Annotated in this window: 12 protein-coding genes; 5 read left to right on the forward strand and 7 right to left on the reverse strand. The window is 52.3% G+C overall.

Annotated elements, in window-relative coordinates; genetic code table 11:
• Positions 1-8 precede the first annotated feature (8 nt).
• Entirely contained in the window at positions 9-2,552 is a 2,544-nt protein-coding gene (uvrA, locus tag Q1A54_RS17630; RefSeq protein WP_299990748.1) for an excinuclease ABC subunit UvrA, read from the reverse strand.
• Positions 2,553-2,790: 238 nt separating this feature from the next.
• On the opposite strand from uvrA, the gene Q1A54_RS17635 reads away from it, so the two are divergent.
• The 3 genes from Q1A54_RS17635 (at position 2,791) to Q1A54_RS17645 (ending at position 4,875) form a co-directional block, all read left to right on the forward strand.
• Positions 2,791-2,970 carry a DUF1059 domain-containing protein gene (locus tag Q1A54_RS17635; RefSeq protein WP_196120445.1) on the forward strand — a complete coding sequence of 60 codons (180 nt, stop codon included), beginning with the start codon at positions 2,791-2,793 and terminating at the stop codon, positions 2,968-2,970.
• A gap of 251 nt (positions 2,971-3,221) precedes the next feature.
• Entirely contained in the window at positions 3,222-4,373 is a 1,152-nt protein-coding gene (locus Q1A54_RS17640) for a zinc-dependent alcohol dehydrogenase (RefSeq protein WP_007654013.1), read from the forward strand.
• A 13-nt stretch (positions 4,374-4,386) separates the two neighbouring features.
• Entirely contained in the window at positions 4,387-4,875 is a 489-nt protein-coding gene (locus tag Q1A54_RS17645; RefSeq protein WP_299990751.1) for a hypothetical protein, read from the forward strand.
• 62 nt (positions 4,876-4,937) lie between these two features.
• Here Q1A54_RS17645 and Q1A54_RS17650 read toward each other — a convergent pair whose 3' ends face one another.
• From Q1A54_RS17650 to Q1A54_RS17675, 6 genes are all read right to left on the reverse strand, one after another.
• A complete protein-coding gene (locus Q1A54_RS17650) occupies positions 4,938-5,306 on the reverse strand; it encodes a hypothetical protein (RefSeq protein WP_299990753.1) in 369 nt (122 codons plus the stop codon).
• A gap of 86 nt (positions 5,307-5,392) precedes the next feature.
• On the reverse strand, positions 5,393-6,223 hold the full coding sequence (locus tag Q1A54_RS17655) for a hypothetical protein (protein WP_299990755.1): 831 nt from the start codon (positions 6,221-6,223) through the stop codon (positions 5,393-5,395).
• Positions 6,224-6,377: 154 nt separating this feature from the next.
• On the reverse strand, positions 6,378-8,072 hold the full coding sequence (locus Q1A54_RS17660; RefSeq protein WP_299990757.1) for a L,D-transpeptidase family protein: 1,695 nt from the start codon (positions 8,070-8,072) through the stop codon (positions 6,378-6,380).
• A gap of 57 nt (positions 8,073-8,129) precedes the next feature.
• Complete coding sequence (locus tag Q1A54_RS17665) at positions 8,130-9,548, reverse strand: efflux transporter outer membrane subunit (RefSeq protein ID WP_299990759.1); 1,419 nt, start codon at positions 9,546-9,548, stop codon at positions 8,130-8,132.
• Positions 9,549-9,558: 10 nt separating this feature from the next.
• Positions 9,559-12,735: an efflux RND transporter permease subunit gene (locus tag Q1A54_RS17670; protein WP_299990761.1), complete on the reverse strand. Its 3,177-nt coding sequence runs from the start codon at positions 12,733-12,735 to the stop codon at positions 9,559-9,561.
• Positions 12,736-12,764: 29 nt separating this feature from the next.
• The gene (locus Q1A54_RS17675) at positions 12,765-13,907 is read right to left on the reverse strand and encodes an efflux RND transporter periplasmic adaptor subunit (protein ID WP_299990763.1); all 1,143 of its coding nucleotides are present in this window, start codon (positions 13,905-13,907) and stop codon (positions 12,765-12,767) included.
• Between the two features lie 548 nt (positions 13,908-14,455).
• On the opposite strand from Q1A54_RS17675, the gene Q1A54_RS17680 reads away from it, so the two are divergent.
• Together Q1A54_RS17680 and Q1A54_RS17685 are read left to right on the forward strand one after the other, a co-directional pair.
• Positions 14,456-14,959: a hypothetical protein gene (locus tag Q1A54_RS17680; protein ID WP_299990765.1), complete on the forward strand. Its 504-nt coding sequence runs from the start codon at positions 14,456-14,458 to the stop codon at positions 14,957-14,959.
• Positions 14,960-15,033: 74 nt separating this feature from the next.
• Entirely contained in the window at positions 15,034-15,756 is a 723-nt protein-coding gene (locus Q1A54_RS17685; protein WP_299990767.1) for a hypothetical protein, read from the forward strand.
• Positions 15,757-15,908 lie beyond the last annotated feature (152 nt).

A 15,908-nucleotide genomic window follows, 5' to 3' on the forward strand; every position in this document is an offset into this window, starting at 1 on the left:
TCGATTAATTACCGCTTTGACAGCGCCTTCAAAAAGGGCGCTGTTTTGCTTTCCTTTGATTTGGCGATAAGGGCAGGAGGTCCTGCAGCGACAATGTTGCCACCTTCTTCACCGGCACCCGGCCCAATGTCGATCACCCAGTCGCTGGCGGCTACTACCCGCATGTCGTGTTCTACCACAATTACCGTGTTGCCGGCGTCTACCAGATGGTGGAGCTGGGTCATCAGCTTGTCAACATCTGCAGGGTGCAGACCAGTAGTGGGTTCGTCCAGAATGTACAGGGAATTGCCACGCTGAGAGCGCTGCAGTTCGGTGGCCAGTTTGATGCGCTGCGCCTCACCGCCAGACAGCTCAGTGGCTGGCTGCCCGAGTCGCAAATAGCCCAGGCCCACCTCGCGGAGCATGGTGAGTGCACGGTGTACGGCTGGTTCTTCATCAAAAAACTCCCAGGCCGTATCCACTGTCATATCAAGCACTTCGGCGATGTTCTTGTCACGATAGGTCACTTCCAGGGTTTTGGCATTGTAGCGTGCGCCGTGACAAACGGGGCAGGGGGCGTATACGCTCGGCAGAAACAGCAGCTCCACCATCACAAAGCCTTCTCCCTGACAATTCTCGCAGCGACCTTTGGCAACATTAAAGGAAAAACGCCCGGCATCGTAGCGACGCTTTTTGGCCAGCGGCGTGCTGGCGAAAAGCTTACGGACATGATCAAACAAGCCGGTATAAGTAGCCATGTTAGAGCGAGGTGTTCTACCAATGGGCTTCTGGTCTACGGGCACCAGCCGTTTGATCTCCTCCATACCTGCTGTGATGTGGCCTCCGGTCGTAACAGATATGTCACGCTCTAATTCGTTGCCTTCCTCTTCCTCGACAGGGAGTTGATGCCCCAGGTGAGCGGCCACCAGCTCCACCAGTACCTGGCTCACCAGGCTGGACTTGCCTGAGCCCGATACACCGGTCACGGCTGTGAAGACCCCAAGCGGAAATTCAGCAGATAGACTGTGCAGGTTGTTCCGGCTCACATCGCTAAGCTTGAGCCAGCCTTTTGGAACACGCGGATCGGAGTCGAATCCTTTTGCTTCTCCAAATAAATACTCGCCTGTACGGGATGCTTCTATCTGGCGAAGGCCTGCAGTCGGACCGCTGTACAGGATTTCGCCACCTTTCTCTCCGGCAGCAGGGCCCACGTCCACGATCCAGTCGGCATGCCGAATCACGGCCAGGTCGTGCTCGACGATAAAAAGTGAATTGCCTGCTTTTTTGAGTCCGTCGAGCGCCCGGAGTAGTGCTACCTTGTCGGCGGGATGCAGACCGGCGGAAGGTTCGTCGAGCACATAGACCACCCCGAAAAGGTGTGAGTAAAGCTGGGTGGCCAGGCGCAGGCGCTGTAGTTCGCCCGGGGAGAGGGTAGGGGTGCTGCGCTCCAGTGACAAATAGCCCAAACCCAGGTCCAGTAGCACCTCTATGCGGGCGCACAGGTCATCGGCAATGCGCTTGGCTACGATGGCCTGCTCCGGGTGCTCAGCCTCGGTGCGGGCATGCCCAGGCTCGGTGCCCTGCGCAAAAGGTTTCAGCACAGCCTGCACCCGTTTCAGCGGCAGCCGCGAAAGCTCTGTGATATCGTAGCCGGCAAACTTGACGGACAATGACTCCGGCCGCAGGCGCTTGCCCTGGCAGGTGGGGCAGTCGGTGCTCAGCATGTACTGCATTACCCGCTTCTTCATAAGCGGACTGTTGGTGTTGGCGAAGGTATGGAACACGTGCCGGCGGGCGCTGGTAAAGGTGCCCATGTAATTAGGCTCTTCCTTACGCTTGAGGGCGCGGCGTGTCTCTTCGGGGGTATAGCCAGGGTATACCGGCACGACAGGCTGCTCGTCTGTAAACAGGATCCAGTCGCGGTCTTTCTGCGGCAACTCACGCCAGGGCTTGTCCACGTCGAAACCCATCGTTACCAGGATGTCGCGCTGGTTTTGTCCGCCCCAGGCAGTGGGCCAGGCAGCGATCGCCCGCTCCCGAATGGTAAGAGAGTCATCCGGCACCATCGATTTTTCGGTGACATCATACATGCGCCCCAGACCGTGGCAGGTAGGGCAGGCTCCCTCGGCAGTGTTGGGAGAGAACGCTTCGGCATAGATAATGGACTGCCCCTCCGGGTAGTCGCCAGCCCGGGAGTAGAGCATGCGCAGCAGGTTGGAGAGTGTCGTGACGCTGCCGACCGAGGAGCGGGTAGTGGGCGTGCCGCGTTGCTGTTGCAAAGCAACGGCAGGAGGCAGCCCGTCAATGGCATCCACTTCCGGCACGGCCATCTGGTGAAACAGGCGGCGGGCATAAGGCGAGACAGACTCCAGGTAGCGACGCTGCGCTTCGGCATACAGTGTTCCAAAGGCCAGACTCGACTTACCAGAACCTGACACGCCGGTAAACACAACCAGTGCATCTCTGGGTATCGACAGATTGATGTTCTTGAGGTTGTGCTCCCGCGCTCCGCGTACTTCTACAAATCCCTTGAACTGCTCTGTTTTAGTCTGATCTTGTTTTGGTGTAACCATATGCTGTGCTGTAAACTGCCTTGCTGCGAAGGTATAGCATCCCGTCGCAAAACAAAATTGTTGAGTGTACGCACGAATTGGCTTTAGGTAAGATATAGCTACTGCCCAGGCTTTTGATTATAGTCGTATCAAATACCTTTTGTCGGTTATAACTTATTGCAAAACAAGCAGGTATAAACTAATTGAACCATTTAAGGCAGATGCGATCTCAACAGTTCTGACACTAAACCAATACAACATGAAAACACTAAAATGCAGGGATGTCGGCTTCGATTGTGATGCCGAGGTAAGGGCTAACAGCGAGCAGGAAGTGCTGGCTCAGGCCGGAAAACATGCACACGATGTGCACCACGTAGATGTGACACCTGAGATGGCCGAGCAGATCAAAACCAAGATCAGAGACGACGGCAGACAGTAATATTACCCATGTAAGAACGTTTTATTTTCAGTATGGCACAGGCAATCGCTTGTGCCATTTTTGTGGCCGGTTATAATCCATTGCGTTGGTTCTAATTTGATAAGTATAAAAGCATAGGTATATAGGTATTCCTTTTAAAAATCCAATTTTCGTAACCATTAAGGTATAGAGTAGTATTTATTTAAACATCATTCCGAAGCCTGCACAGGCAGAAGAGAAACACAATTTGAATACAAACTGAAAACAAACTTATGCTGGCAATGAACTATCGCGGGCCGCAACGGGTCCGCATTGACGAAAAACCAGAGCCCAAGATTCTGCATCCCCAGGATGCCATCGTGCGTGTGACGCGCTCCTGCATCTGCGGCTCTGACCTCCACCTCTACAATGGCAACGTACCCGATACCCGTGTGGGGATGACCTTCGGACACGAATTTATAGGCGAAGTAACTGAGATAGGCTCTGAAGTGCAGAAGCTGAAAGTAGGCGACATGGTGATCGTGCCCTTTAATATCGCCTGTGGCAAATGTCATTTCTGTAAGCAGGGTCTGTTCGGCAACTGCCACGAATCCAACTCGCAGGCTACCGCTGTTGGCGGTATCTTTGGTTACTCACACACAGCAGGTGGCTATGATGGCGGACAGGCCGAGTATGTGCGCGTACCCTATGCGGATGTAGGACCAACTGTTATACCACCAGGGATGGATCCGGACGATGCCGTGCTGCTGACCGACGTGGTGCCAACCGGTTACCAGGCTGCAGAAATGGGCGGTATTCAGAAAGGCGATACAGTGGTCATCTTTGGCGCTGGCCCTATTGGTATTATGGCGGCACGTTGCTCCTGGCTCTTTGGGGCTGGCCGCGTGATCGTGATCGACAAACTGGAATACCGACTGGAGTTTGTGCGCAACTACGCCAACTGCGAGGCTTACAATTATGAAGAAATGGATGATCCGGTGGTGTTCGTGAAGAAGACCACGGACTGGATGGGGGCGGACGTGTGCATCGATGCCGTAGGTGCCGAAGCAAGCGGTAACCTGATGCAAACCATCACAGGTCGCAAGCTACTGTTACAGGCTGGTTCTGCAACTGCAGTTCACTGGGCTGTGAACTCGCTCAAGAAAGGTGGTATCTTGTCAATTGTCGGGGTGTATGGCCCTACGGATAACCTCGTGCCAATTGGTAATGTGGTGAACAAAGGCATCACGATACGGGCGAACCAGGCCTCTGTGAAACGTCTGCTGCCGAAACTGATCGACCATGTGCAGAATGGCGTTATCAACCCGAAACCACTGATCACACACCGTGTACCACTGGAGGACGTGGCCGATGCTTACCACATTTTCTCAGAGAAACTGGATAATTGCATTAAGCCCGTACTTATTCCACCATCAGCCAGATAGAAAGGAGACAATCATGGAAAATAAGACACCAAAAGACTATTCACATATAAAAGACTGGGGTATCGATGCCGATCCGAAAAACGATCCGACCTACCCCATGAAACACCGTACCGACGCGGAGCAGGAAGGCTACAGCTGGGATCGTCCGACGCAGCAGGACATCAACATTGAAGTGCTGCATTCTAACGAGCGCCCTAACGTGACAGCCGTGTTCGGCACTTCCATGCCACCAAGCGGCCTCAGCGGTATGATCCGGCGCTTTGCTTTCAAGCATAGCGAGAACAGTTACCTGCACTGGCTGCCACTGCTGATGGCAGACCGCGTAAATGTAGTGGAAGGCGTGATCGAGGACTTCTCAAAAGGTACTGTGCCCAACATATTTGCCGAAAAAGGTTGGAAGGCTGACTGGGAACACAATCGCAGTGGCCTGATCCAGAAAGTAGGGGTGCTGGCACTGGTTACTACCGCTGCCGTCGTGCTCCTGACGCGCAAAAAGGATTAGCTGAAGGGTTAGACAATAGCCAAGAAGAAAGGCAGCTACCGCATGGTAGCTGCCTTTCTATTTTAGCCGGTAACCGGAAGCTGTACCTGCCCGAGCGCATCGATGATCTCTGCTGCTTTGTCCGGACTGTACTGACTTCGGATCGCGTCTTCGTTTATGACAAAAGCGGGAGCAGCGGGGTCGCCGTCAATGGTATATACCTTGTCTGTTAGCTGTTCAGCATCATGGTTTGTATCCTGAACGACCTGACTGATAAGTGACTTGGCACGAGAGTCAAAGGCTGTCCAGATGAGGCGCTCCGGATTTTTACCTTCCTTAAATTTGTCTGGAAACCGGCTCTGCGCTTCCTCTTCAATTGCTTGCGGGTCTAATTCATTTATTTCACATACCTGCTCGAACACAGCCATCTCTCTGTTGATCTGATCTTCCATGGTTTTCTTTTATTGATTGGTCTACTTACGTAAAGGAGCCATGGAGAGTCGGAACCAAAGGGTGGAAGGGCACAACAATATACTCCTTAATCCCACTCTACTATGTCGTCATCCTCTTCATCGTCCTCAAGGTATGGCTCATCTGCATCCCAGTCGTCTTCTTCCCAATCATCGGTTACGTATACCTCGTCCACCATGTCGTCGGCTGTATCCTCCGCTTCTTCTGTCTCACTGTAGTCGGCATTATTTTGTAGAAAATCCTGCAGCAAAGGTATAGCCGCAAAACCTGCCTCGGTGAGGCCGATCAGTTCGCCGCGTTGCAGAAAGCGGTTGGCGTCGAGCAGTACCTCGTAAATGGGCGTATGGATGTGTTTCGGGATCTTGAACAGCCTTGGGTCACGCTTGTCGAAAGGGGTGGGTACAGAAGAAGTATACAGGTATGGCAGCAAGGTTTTAGAACAGCTGATGGCGATGCGATCGATGCGGTGCTGCAGAAAATACTCCTGCAGACGGCCATTGATGTTCTCAAAAAACTCGGCGGTTTCCCCCAGCCGCACCCGCGATCCTGCCCGTGATTTGCCTTTTGTTTTGAGGTACTTAATCTGACTTTTGCCCTGTTTCTTGCGCACCATATAGGAGCGAAACACTTTATGGTTGAGACAGCGGCCATTCTCAAAATAACCCATGGCGCAGCTGCCCGACTGGATCAGCAGGATGACGTAGTTTATTTTTACTTCAGGATTTTCTGTGCCTGGAGCGGGCTTGGTGATGGGCAAACGGAAGTAAGCCAATTCATCATTCGTATTGCCCAGCAGGGCCAGCCGGTGCTTTTCCGGATCATAAATCGTCTGGCAGTCCGCGTCCTGTATGATACGGAGCAGTTCGGCGGCTTTATCTTTTGGTATAAATCTGTTCATATCTTGTTGCAGTGGCCAGGTATAATATAGCCGGCGTTAACACGGCAATGCGAGTCGTAAATATAAACCAATATATTTCCAGGCTGCGTGATATTATTTCTGTAGCCTGCAATCATTACTTTCAGTATTGCTTTGATGGATAAGCTGGAGCGTATCAGAAGAGCTGTTGAGCCAGCGCCTTGTCGTGGTTGTACAGGTCATCTCTGAAATGAACTGTGCCATCCTCCTCAACCCATGCTGTGAAATACACCAAGTATACCGGCACATTCTGTTTCAGATTCACATTGATTTCCTCACGTCCATTCATGGCGCTCCGAACGCGGCTTTTGTCCCAGCCAGGGTTATGCTGGAGCAGGTAGGTAGCCAGTTCGGTAGGTTTTTCTACACGCACACAGCCATGGCTGAAATCGCGGTCTGTTTCATCAAACAAATGGTTGGCCGGTGTATCGTGCAGGTATACGGAGTACTCGTTCGGGAACATAAACTTCACGCGGCCCAATGAGTTGTTTGGCCCCGGGCGTTGCCTGATGCGGTACTCAAAGTTGTGACGTGTCATATTCGCCCAGTCCACCCGGGATACAGGTACTCGTCTGGCGTTAGAACCAAAACTGGTGACCATCTCCATGTTCTGTGTCTCCAGCCAATTCCTGTTGCGTAACAGTTTAGGCTTAATGTCGGCTTCTACAATGCTGTTGGGTACATTCCAGTAGGGAGCAAACACCAGGTACTGTATCTCGTGGCTGAACACAGGAGTAGAGTGCATTGTTTTTCCGACTACAGCACGCATGCGCATCACTTCCTCGCCGTCTTCCATGACGTATACCTTAAAGGCCGGAATGTTCACCATCACATAGCGCTGCGGGCCCTCCTCGGGTTCCAGACGTTTCGGTAGCCAACGCCAGCGCTCCATGTTCAGCACGAGCTGGTCAATGCGCTCCTCAATGCCAACATTAAGAGCCTGATAGGTCTGCGGCCCCACAACACCGTCTACCAACAAACCGTGTCGTTTCTGAAATGCCTCCACGGCTTCTTTTAGCTGCTCGTCATACACATACGCAGCGCTATCCTGCGTCCTGATCTGTTGGTCAGGTAAAAGGCGTTTTCGGAGCGATAGGACCACCTCTGCTGTGTCTTGCAGTTGCACCAGGCCCTGCTCTTCAACCTTTGGCCAGCCGCCCTGTTCCTGTATCTGCTGGTACTGTACCAATACCTCCCGCAGCTTCTGATAGCCTTCGTGCAGTGCCTCAAATTCGTAATAAGGGTAGGTGCTTTCTCTTTCCTGCAGGATAGTCTGAAGTGCTTTGTGCAGCTTGATCTTGTTCTTTTCTATTCCCCATTTGATAGCGGAGTGCTTGTGCGGGTTAACCGTTCCTGTATAAAAGTCAGCGGCATAATTAAAGTAAGAGGCCGTTAGTGCCAGGTCAATTTCCTGCTGCTTTCGTGTATCAGGCGAACGCATATCCTGTAATTCTCTATACATCGCCTGCAGGTCCTTCACCTGATAATCACTGGGGTCCAGGCCTTCGCGATGTGTTTTTACGAGCACCTGGATCAGTTTCTCTGCCTGTGGTACCAGTTTATCTCCTTTAAACCAGGCCAGTTTGTAGTCCCGGTCCTGGTAAAACTGCTCTACCAGTTGCAGGTGGTGCCTGAACTCCTCTTCATTGCTGATGTACTCGTTTACAAATGAGCTGTCAAGCCGCGGGATATTGGTGTCAGGTGTATCGGAGGTAAGATGACGGGCAGAGCTTTGAGGCAGCATCTGAGCCGTAGCCAGGATTGGCAGGAATAGCAGTACAAGGTATAGCGTTAATCGTTGTAAAGTGGAATGCATATAAGTGTCTTTCATTTGTTCTTTCTGTATAAGTTCGGTAGCATTGAATACCCCGGCACATCAAATCAAAAATTACTCCCATCCGCCACCCAGGGAGCGGTAGAGGTCGATCACAGCCATAAAAAGCTCTTTTCGGGCATTGGCCTTGCCAAGCTCCGCTTCCAGCACACTGCCCTGCGCCGTGATCACCTCCAGGTAAGAAGCATAGCCGGCCATGAACAGATCGTTGGAGGTGCTGACAGCACTTGTCAGTACCTCTGCTTCCTGCTCCCGCAAGGTATAGGCCTGCCTGTAGTTCTCCAGTTTCTGCAGGTTGGTGACTACTTCCTGGTAGCCGCTCAGGATGCTTTTCTGATAGGCGTGGAAAGCCTCCTGGTTCAGGGCTGCGCTGCGGTCGAAATCGGTGCGGATCTGGCGCTGTTGAAAAATGGGAGCAGTCAGACCACCTAAAAAGCCAAACACCAGTGACTGCGGCGTGTTGAATAGGGAGGGAAGATGCCTGGTATGAAAACCAGCATAAGGCGTAATGGTAAAAGCCGGTAGGAAGGCTGCCCGGGCGGAGGCTACATCAGCTTTGGCGGCCAGCAACTGCAGTTCTGCCTGGCGTATATCGGGCCGACGCAGCAGCAGGTCAGAGGGCACGCCGGCTTCTACTACCTCCGGCAGGTGCTGCGTCATGATCGACTCACCCCGCGCAATAGGCTGCGGAAAACGGCCCAGCAGCAGGTTCAGTTGGTTTTCCGCTTCCACAATCTGCTGCCGTTTTTCGAAGCCACGGCTCTGGGTACGGAGTAGCTGCGCATGAAACTGCTGTACAGCCAACTCGGTTGCGCGGCCACCTATTTTCTGTATCCGGATAATCTCCAGGGCATTTTCCTGCAGCTCAATGTTCCGCTCAATAGTCTCGAGCTCGTTATCCAGGGCAAGCAGATCGTAGTACAGCCGGGCCACCTCGGCTACAAGCGAAGTGGTCAGCAGATGCTGCCCTTGTTCTGAGGCCATGAAGCGGAGATAGGCGGCTTTTTTCTGGTTTTTCAATCGGCCCCATAGGTCGACCTCCCAAGTGCTTTGCAGACCTAGAAAATGGTTTTGAGTTTGCGTAACGGTATTGCGGTCGCCGTAGATGGTGCCGTTGAGCTGGTTATTGTAAATGTTCCCCGACCGGGCCCTGAAGCGGGCATCGAGGGAGGGTAGCATCCGGCCGCTGGCAGCAACATAATTTGCCCTGGCCACTTCGATGCGCTGCACTGCCATCAGCAGGTCCTGGTTGTTCTCCAGCGCCTGATCGATCAACTGCACCAGGTGTGGGTCATTGAAAAATTCTCTCCAGGAAATGTTGCCCAGGCTGGTGGAATCGCTGCGCTCGTCAAAGGAGGCAGGCATTTCGGACAGAGTAGGCAGCTCTGGTGGGGCTGCCACCTTGCAACTGCTTACCAAAGCCAGTAGCAGGAAAAAGAGAAGACATTTATAAGTAGATGTTGGTGATAACATAGTCAATAACTTAGTTTTGGGAAACAGACATTTCCATTTCTTCTGTGACCGGATCTGGCAGTCGCTGCTTGTCCTTCTTTTTAGGTATCATGCTGGCAAATAATACATAGAGGCCCGGTATAAGAAAAACCCCCACAATCGTCCCGACGATCATACCTCCGGCCGCTGCCGTACCGATGGACCTGTTGCCCAAGGCGCCGGCTCCGGTAGCCATACACAGCGGTATCAGACCAGCAGTAAAGGCAAAGGAAGTCATCAGCACGGGGCGTAGCCTGGCGGTAGCGCCCTCTACTGCCGCCTGCAGCACCGACTTTCCTTCCTGCCGCCTTTGCACGGCAAACTCCACAATCAGGATGGCGTTTTTACCCAGCAAACCAATGAGCATGATCAGGGCCACCTGCGCATAAATATTGTTCTGCAGCCCCAGCACATACAGGCCCACGAAGGCACCGAATATACCGGCAGGCAGCGATAGGATGACCGGCAGTGGCAGCAGGAAGCTTTCGTACTGGGCGGCCAGAAGCAGGTAGACAAAAGCGAGGCAGATCAGGAAAATGAAAATGGCCTGGTCGCCGGAAAGTACTTCCTGGCGGGTCATGCCATACCAGTCGTAGGTATAGCCGCGGGGCAGTGTTTCGGCCGCTACCCGCTCAATGGCGGCAATAGCGTCACCGCTGCTGTAGCCGGGTGCAGGGCCTCCCTTTACTTTGGCTGAGGTATACATGTTGTGGCGCGAGAGCTGTTCAGGTCCGTAGATGCGCTCCATGCTGATGAAGGTGGAGTAAGGGACCATCTCTCCCTGATCGTTTTTCACCTGCAGCTTCAGCACGTCTTCCGGTCGCGTACGGTAGCGGGGATCTGCCTGCACCATCACATCGTACATCTGCTCGAATCGCACAAAATCTGATACATACAAACCTCCGACCAAGGTCTGTAGCGTACCCATCGCCTGTTTGATGGTCACGCCCTTTTTAGCAGCCATATCCTGGTCCACATGGATCATGTACTGTGGAAAGTTCGGGTCAAATTCTGCTCCGGCGTAACTGATTTCCGGGGCCGCTTTCAAGGCAGCTACAAACTTTTTCGTCACCTCGTCCATCCGCTGCAGATTGCCACTGCCCGTGCGGTCGAGCACCTTCATCTGAAAACCGCTGGAGTTACCGAAGCCAGGTACGGTAGGGGGCATGAAAAACTCGATCTGCGCATCGGTGATGTGCCTGGTTCTTTCCTCAAGTCTCCGAATCGTTTCGTGAATCGGTATGTCACGTTTATTCCACTCCTTCAGGTTAACCATAGCCATACCATAAGAGGCTCCCGACAGACCGGTGGAAAGGCTGTAGCCGGCCAAAGAAGAAAAGGATTCTACCTCGTCCATACCTGACACGGATTGGTTGACAAAGTCCAGCACGCGCTCGGTACGCTCTACTGTGGCACCTGCCGGAGTGGTGATGTCTACATACACCACACTCTGGTCTTCCGTCGGGATAAAGCCTGTAGGCAAAATACTGTTGATGCCCCAGGTCGCTGCGAAAAACAAGAGCAGCAGGGCCACCGTGATCAGCCTGCGCCCGGCCATGAAAGAGATGCTGTTGCTATACTTCCGGGCAAAGGCTTCATAGGCATTGTTGAACTTGCCAAAGAAGCGCTGCATCAGGCTCTTTTTTTTCTTTTGAGAATGATGTGTGTTGCGCAGCATAATGGCGCAGAGGGCGGGGGTAAGGGTAAGCGCGTTAACGCCTGATATCGCGATGGCAATGGCCAGCGTAAGCGAGAACTGGCGATAGAATATCCCGACAGGTCCTGACATAAAAGCAACAGGTATAAACACGGCCGACATCACGAGCGTAATGGCGATAATGGCGCCGCCAATCTCATGCATGGCGGCAAAAGTGGCCTCCCGTGGCGGCAGTCCTTCGTTTTCCATTTTGGCGTGCACTGCCTCCACCACCACAATGGCATTATCTACCACAATACCGATTGCCAGCACCAGGGCAAAGAGCGTGAGCAGGTTGAGTGAGAAGCCCATCAGTCCCATAAAGAAGAGTGTACCGATCAGGGCCACTGGGGCGGCCAATGTAGGTATGAGGGTGGAACGGAAATCCTGCAGGAAGAGGAACACCACCAGGAAAACCAACACGAAAGCTTCGAGCAGCGTCATCAGTACGTTCTTGATCGAGGCATCGAGGAAGCGCGAAACGTCATAGGTGATCTTGTAGTCCATGCCGGGCGGGAATGTGCTGGATTTGAGCTCTACCATTCGCTCCTTTACCCGGTTGATCACGTCGCGCGCATTTGAGCCGGGCCGCTGGATGATCATGATGGAGGCGGCTGGCTGTCCGTCAGTTTTGGAAATACGGCCATAGTTGAGGTTACCCAGTTCCACATCGGCCACATCCCGCAGCCGGAGTACCGAGCCATCTTCATTCGCCCGGATCACCAGTTTCTGGTACTGCTCCGGCTCGAAGAACTTACCGGTATAGCGCAGCACATACTGCAGCATCTGGGGTGTTTTGCCGGAGCTTTCACCTACCTGTCCGGGAGCGGCTTCTATGTTCTGGTTTTGGATAGCCTGAATGACGTCGTCGGTGGATACTTTGTAGGCCGTCATGCGGTCAGGTTTGAGCCATATCCGCATCGAGTAATCCTTGGTGCTCATGATCTCCGCAAAGCCCACACCGTCTACCCGTCGCAGTTCCTGCAGAATGTTAAGATCGGCAAAGTTGTAGATAAACTTCTCGTCCAGTTCCGTATCCTCGCTGGTGACGTTAATGTAAAGGAGCAAACCTTCCACCTCTTTTTCTGTGCTCACACCCGCCTTCACTACTTCTTCGGGCAGGTCATTCACGACAGTCGATACACGGTTCTGTACCTCTACGGCAGCCATATCCGGGTCTGTTCCTGACTCAAAATATACCTTGATGCTGGACGTGCCCCTGTTGCTGGATACCGAGGACATGTAGGTCATACCGGGCACCCCATTTATGGCTTTCTCGAGCGGTGAGGTAACTGTGTTGGCTACCACATTGGCATTGGCTCCCCTGAATTTGGCACGTACCGAGACAGAAGGCGGGGCAATATCCGGGAAAAGCGCAATCGGTAAGGTATAGAAGGCCAGTACCCCCAGCAGCGTGATCAGCAGGGAGATAACCAGTGAGAGAATAGGTCTGCGTATAAAAATATCAAACATGTGTTCGTGTTAAGTCTGTCCGTTCTTCATTAAAGGGTTCTGGCAAGCAGGCTGTCCATGCCTACTAGGTTCGGCTTGATTTGCATGCCGGGCTCCACATTCTGTATACCTTCCAGCACGATCCTGTCGCCCGGTTTCAGGCCTGACTCGGCAATGTAAAAGGAAGAGAAGCGGGTGCGGGGCACGAAGCTGCGCATGCTCACCTGGTTCAGGGAGTCCACCAGGAAAACATAGTTCTTGTCCTGTAGCTCAAACACAGCTTTTTGGGGTACCAGCACGGCGTCTTCCACTGCGTTGGAGAGCACAATGTTACCGGTGGCGCCATGCTTCAGGAGTTTGTCCGGGTTGGGGAAGCGGGCCCTGAAGGCGATGGAACCGGTGCCTGACTTAAACTCACTTTCCACCGTTTCGATTTTCCCTTCGTGCTGGTAGGGGGTACCGTCTGCCAGCACCAGTTTCACGTTATTGTTATTTCGGTTGGGGTTATCTTCTTTTGTTTTGATGTACTGCAGGTACTCGTTTTCCGAAACATTGAAGTACACAAATATGGCGTTGATATTAGAGGCGGTCGTGAGGAGAGTTCCCTGTTCAATCAGACTTCCCATGCGGTGCGGAATACGGTCGATGATGCCATCGAAAGGGGCTCTGATGCTGGTATAAGACAATCTGATGGCGGCGTTCTGGGCGGAAGAGCGGGCAGCTCTGATGCGGGAGTTGGCAGCTTCGAGTTTGGCCTGTGCTACGTCTATCTCTGTTTTGGAAATCACGTTCTTCTCAACCAGGAGCCGAAGCCTGTCTATCTCCAGCTTTACGCCCTTTGCTTCTGCCAATGCACTTTGCAGGTTGGCCTGGGCCTTGGCGTGTTCCTCCTTGTATTCATCGTCGCTGATCTGAAACAGCAGCTGGCCTTTCTTCACTTCCTGCCCTTCATCTACCAGCACCTTCTCCAGAAAACCCGGCACACGCGCCCGCAGTTCTACATTCTGCACTGCCTGTATATCGGCCACATACTCGTGGTGCAGCACTGTGTCTTTTGAAATGATCTGGATAACTGGCAGCTCCTGCTTTGCTTTTGTTTCGTCGGCCGCCTGGCTGTTGGCCGAACATGCGGACAGTATGCCTGCGCTGATAATGGAGAGAAAATAAGATATGACCTTTCGCGTATTATTCATGGTTTAGTGACACGGTTTCCTATTTGGCAGAGGAGGCCGCGTCAAAACACAATAGAGGTCAATCCAGGAGATAGGTGCTACCAGAGCGGTAAAAAATCATATTGGAGCTACGCAGGTATAGCATCAGGCGCTCGTGTGGTTGTAATATAATTTTGTTAAGGTCTGGATTGACTCAATAAAATAATCAGCCAACCTCTTCATACCAGAAATATTAAAGAGATATTAAAATTAACGGCCTTTTTGCCTCAAATGTTTACCTTTTTTAATATGATTTTCTAAATGAATGATTTTATGATAAAAGCATATTAATGGTATTAATTTTATATATGCCAGTTGTTTTAGAAGATATGCTATCGGTAGCTTATACCTGTTTTATTATATCTTGATAAAGTGCCAGCTGGCTTGTGACTTTAAGGGTTAATTCCGCTAAAATCCGATTCGCTGTTGGTCCATTCAAAAACCAATCGATATTTAATGAAATATAGTGCCAATTAGATGCTTCTTTCCGTATGACAGCATGAAGTGATAGAAAACAGAACGTGCTACACATGAGATGGACGATATGCCTGGTATTGCTCCTCTGTTCCTGCGCTACCCAGCGGCAGGACAGCGCTCCTGTCGCCTCTAAGCCAGGTCTTCCCAAGCTCTATGCCCCGGCAGTATACGCCAAGCCTGATCTCGGTTCACAACGGCTCCAAATACAAACTGGTGGAGCTGGTGTACTGAAAGAGCAGCTTGCAGGAGCAGAGCAGCATGCCGGACCGGATGCTTCCGCTCGCGTAGTAGGAGCTTACCCTGTATACAAGGAGATCTTCCGTACCCAAACCTTATACCTGCCTGACACGGTTGCACTTGACTCTTTACACCGTGAACTGCAGATCGAGCAACTGGCCAACCAGGCCATTCGCAAAAGATTGAAGTCTACTGAAGGCGAACGCGATTACTGGCAGGAGAAGAACGAGCAGAAATTCTGGACCCTGATCGCCATGGCTGTCTTTGCCTTTCTTTACATCCTGTTCCGGCTGCTGGCTTCCCGTATCAAAGAATCCTGAGGCATTGCTGCATAACCGTATACCGCTACCCTCGTTTAAAAAAGGAAGTATCATGTTAAAACAGACAAAAAACTATGAACAGACGAGACAGAGATCGCTACGATTACGACAACTATGACCGGGACTACGGCAGTGGCGCCGGTTATAATCGCAACGATGAGCACTACCACAGTGCCCGCAACCTCACCAATGAATTTGAACAGGAGTATCGCAGCCACCACCGTGGCATAGATGATGACCGCTACGGCCGGGGCAGCAGTCGCGATGACAGACGACAGAGCTACCACGAAGGGAACATGGGCGATGCGTATGAGCGTATGCGCGACAGGAGAGGTTCCGACCGCAGCGATTCCAGCTTCCAGATGAACCGTGGAGACCGCGATATGGGCAACCGCACCTACGAAAACCGCTATCGCAGCCAGGGTTGGTCTGACTCGGATTCTTATGGCAGCTCAGGCAGGTATAGCCAGAGAGATAATGACTACAACCGTGACATGGATAGCCGCGACCGGTTCAGAAGCCAGGGCAGCAGCGACCGTATGGGACAGGGGCGCAGCACCCGCATGAGCCAGGATGACTTGCGCGAAGGCTACGGTATTTCGGACTACAGCCAAATGCGCCAGTCTGAAATCCGCTCCAGCAGAGGCATTCCAAATGCGGGTATCACCAGCAGCTTCGAAGATGATTACGGCACCGACTTTGACCGTGACCGCAACTATGGCGTTTCGTCCGGCAATTTCGGAGGCTATGGCGCACAGCGAGGTGGTTACAGACGCGACCGAAACGACCGCTATTAATAGATTTGGCTTAAAAACAGCAATGATACAGCAGCCGCTCCCCTAAGGAGAGCGGCTGCTGCTTTTTGGTAATATTGGTTAACTAACTTGTACTGTGTTTCGATAATAGGCAATTAACCAGCTCATTTTAGAACATTCTGGTAGGAGGGTGG

The sequence above is a fragment of the uncultured Pontibacter sp. genome, assembly GCF_947502515.1.
GTDB lineage: Bacteria > Bacteroidota > Bacteroidia > Cytophagales > Hymenobacteraceae > Pontibacter.

What these genes read in the sequence shown, in the direction of transcription:
- uvrA (WP_299990748.1), bottom strand. Translation starts at nt 2,552, where the DNA reads ATGGTTACACCAAAACAAGATCAGACTAAAACAGAGCAGTTCAAGGGA.
- Q1A54_RS17635 (WP_196120445.1), top strand. Translation starts at nt 2,791, where the DNA reads ATGAAAACACTAAAATGCAGGGATGTCGGCTTCGATTGTGATGCCGAG.
- Q1A54_RS17640 (WP_007654013.1), top strand. Translation starts at nt 3,222, where the DNA reads ATGCTGGCAATGAACTATCGCGGGCCGCAACGGGTCCGCATTGACGAA.
- Q1A54_RS17645 (WP_299990751.1), top strand. Translation starts at nt 4,387, where the DNA reads ATGGAAAATAAGACACCAAAAGACTATTCACATATAAAAGACTGGGGT.
- Q1A54_RS17650 (WP_299990753.1), bottom strand. Translation starts at nt 5,306, where the DNA reads ATGGAAGATCAGATCAACAGAGAGATGGCTGTGTTCGAGCAGGTATGT.
- Q1A54_RS17655 (WP_299990755.1), bottom strand. Translation starts at nt 6,223, where the DNA reads ATGAACAGATTTATACCAAAAGATAAAGCCGCCGAACTGCTCCGTATC.
- Q1A54_RS17660 (WP_299990757.1), bottom strand. Translation starts at nt 8,072, where the DNA reads ATGAAAGACACTTATATGCATTCCACTTTACAACGATTAACGCTATAC.
- Q1A54_RS17665 (WP_299990759.1), bottom strand. Translation starts at nt 9,548, where the DNA reads ATGTTATCACCAACATCTACTTATAAATGTCTTCTCTTTTTCCTGCTA.
- Q1A54_RS17670 (WP_299990761.1), bottom strand. Translation starts at nt 12,735, where the DNA reads ATGTTTGATATTTTTATACGCAGACCTATTCTCTCACTGGTTATCTCC.
- Q1A54_RS17675 (WP_299990763.1), bottom strand. Translation starts at nt 13,907, where the DNA reads ATGAATAATACGCGAAAGGTCATATCTTATTTTCTCTCCATTATCAGC.
- Q1A54_RS17680 (WP_299990765.1), top strand. Translation starts at nt 14,456, where the DNA reads ATGAGATGGACGATATGCCTGGTATTGCTCCTCTGTTCCTGCGCTACC.
- Q1A54_RS17685 (WP_299990767.1), top strand. Translation starts at nt 15,034, where the DNA reads ATGAACAGACGAGACAGAGATCGCTACGATTACGACAACTATGACCGG.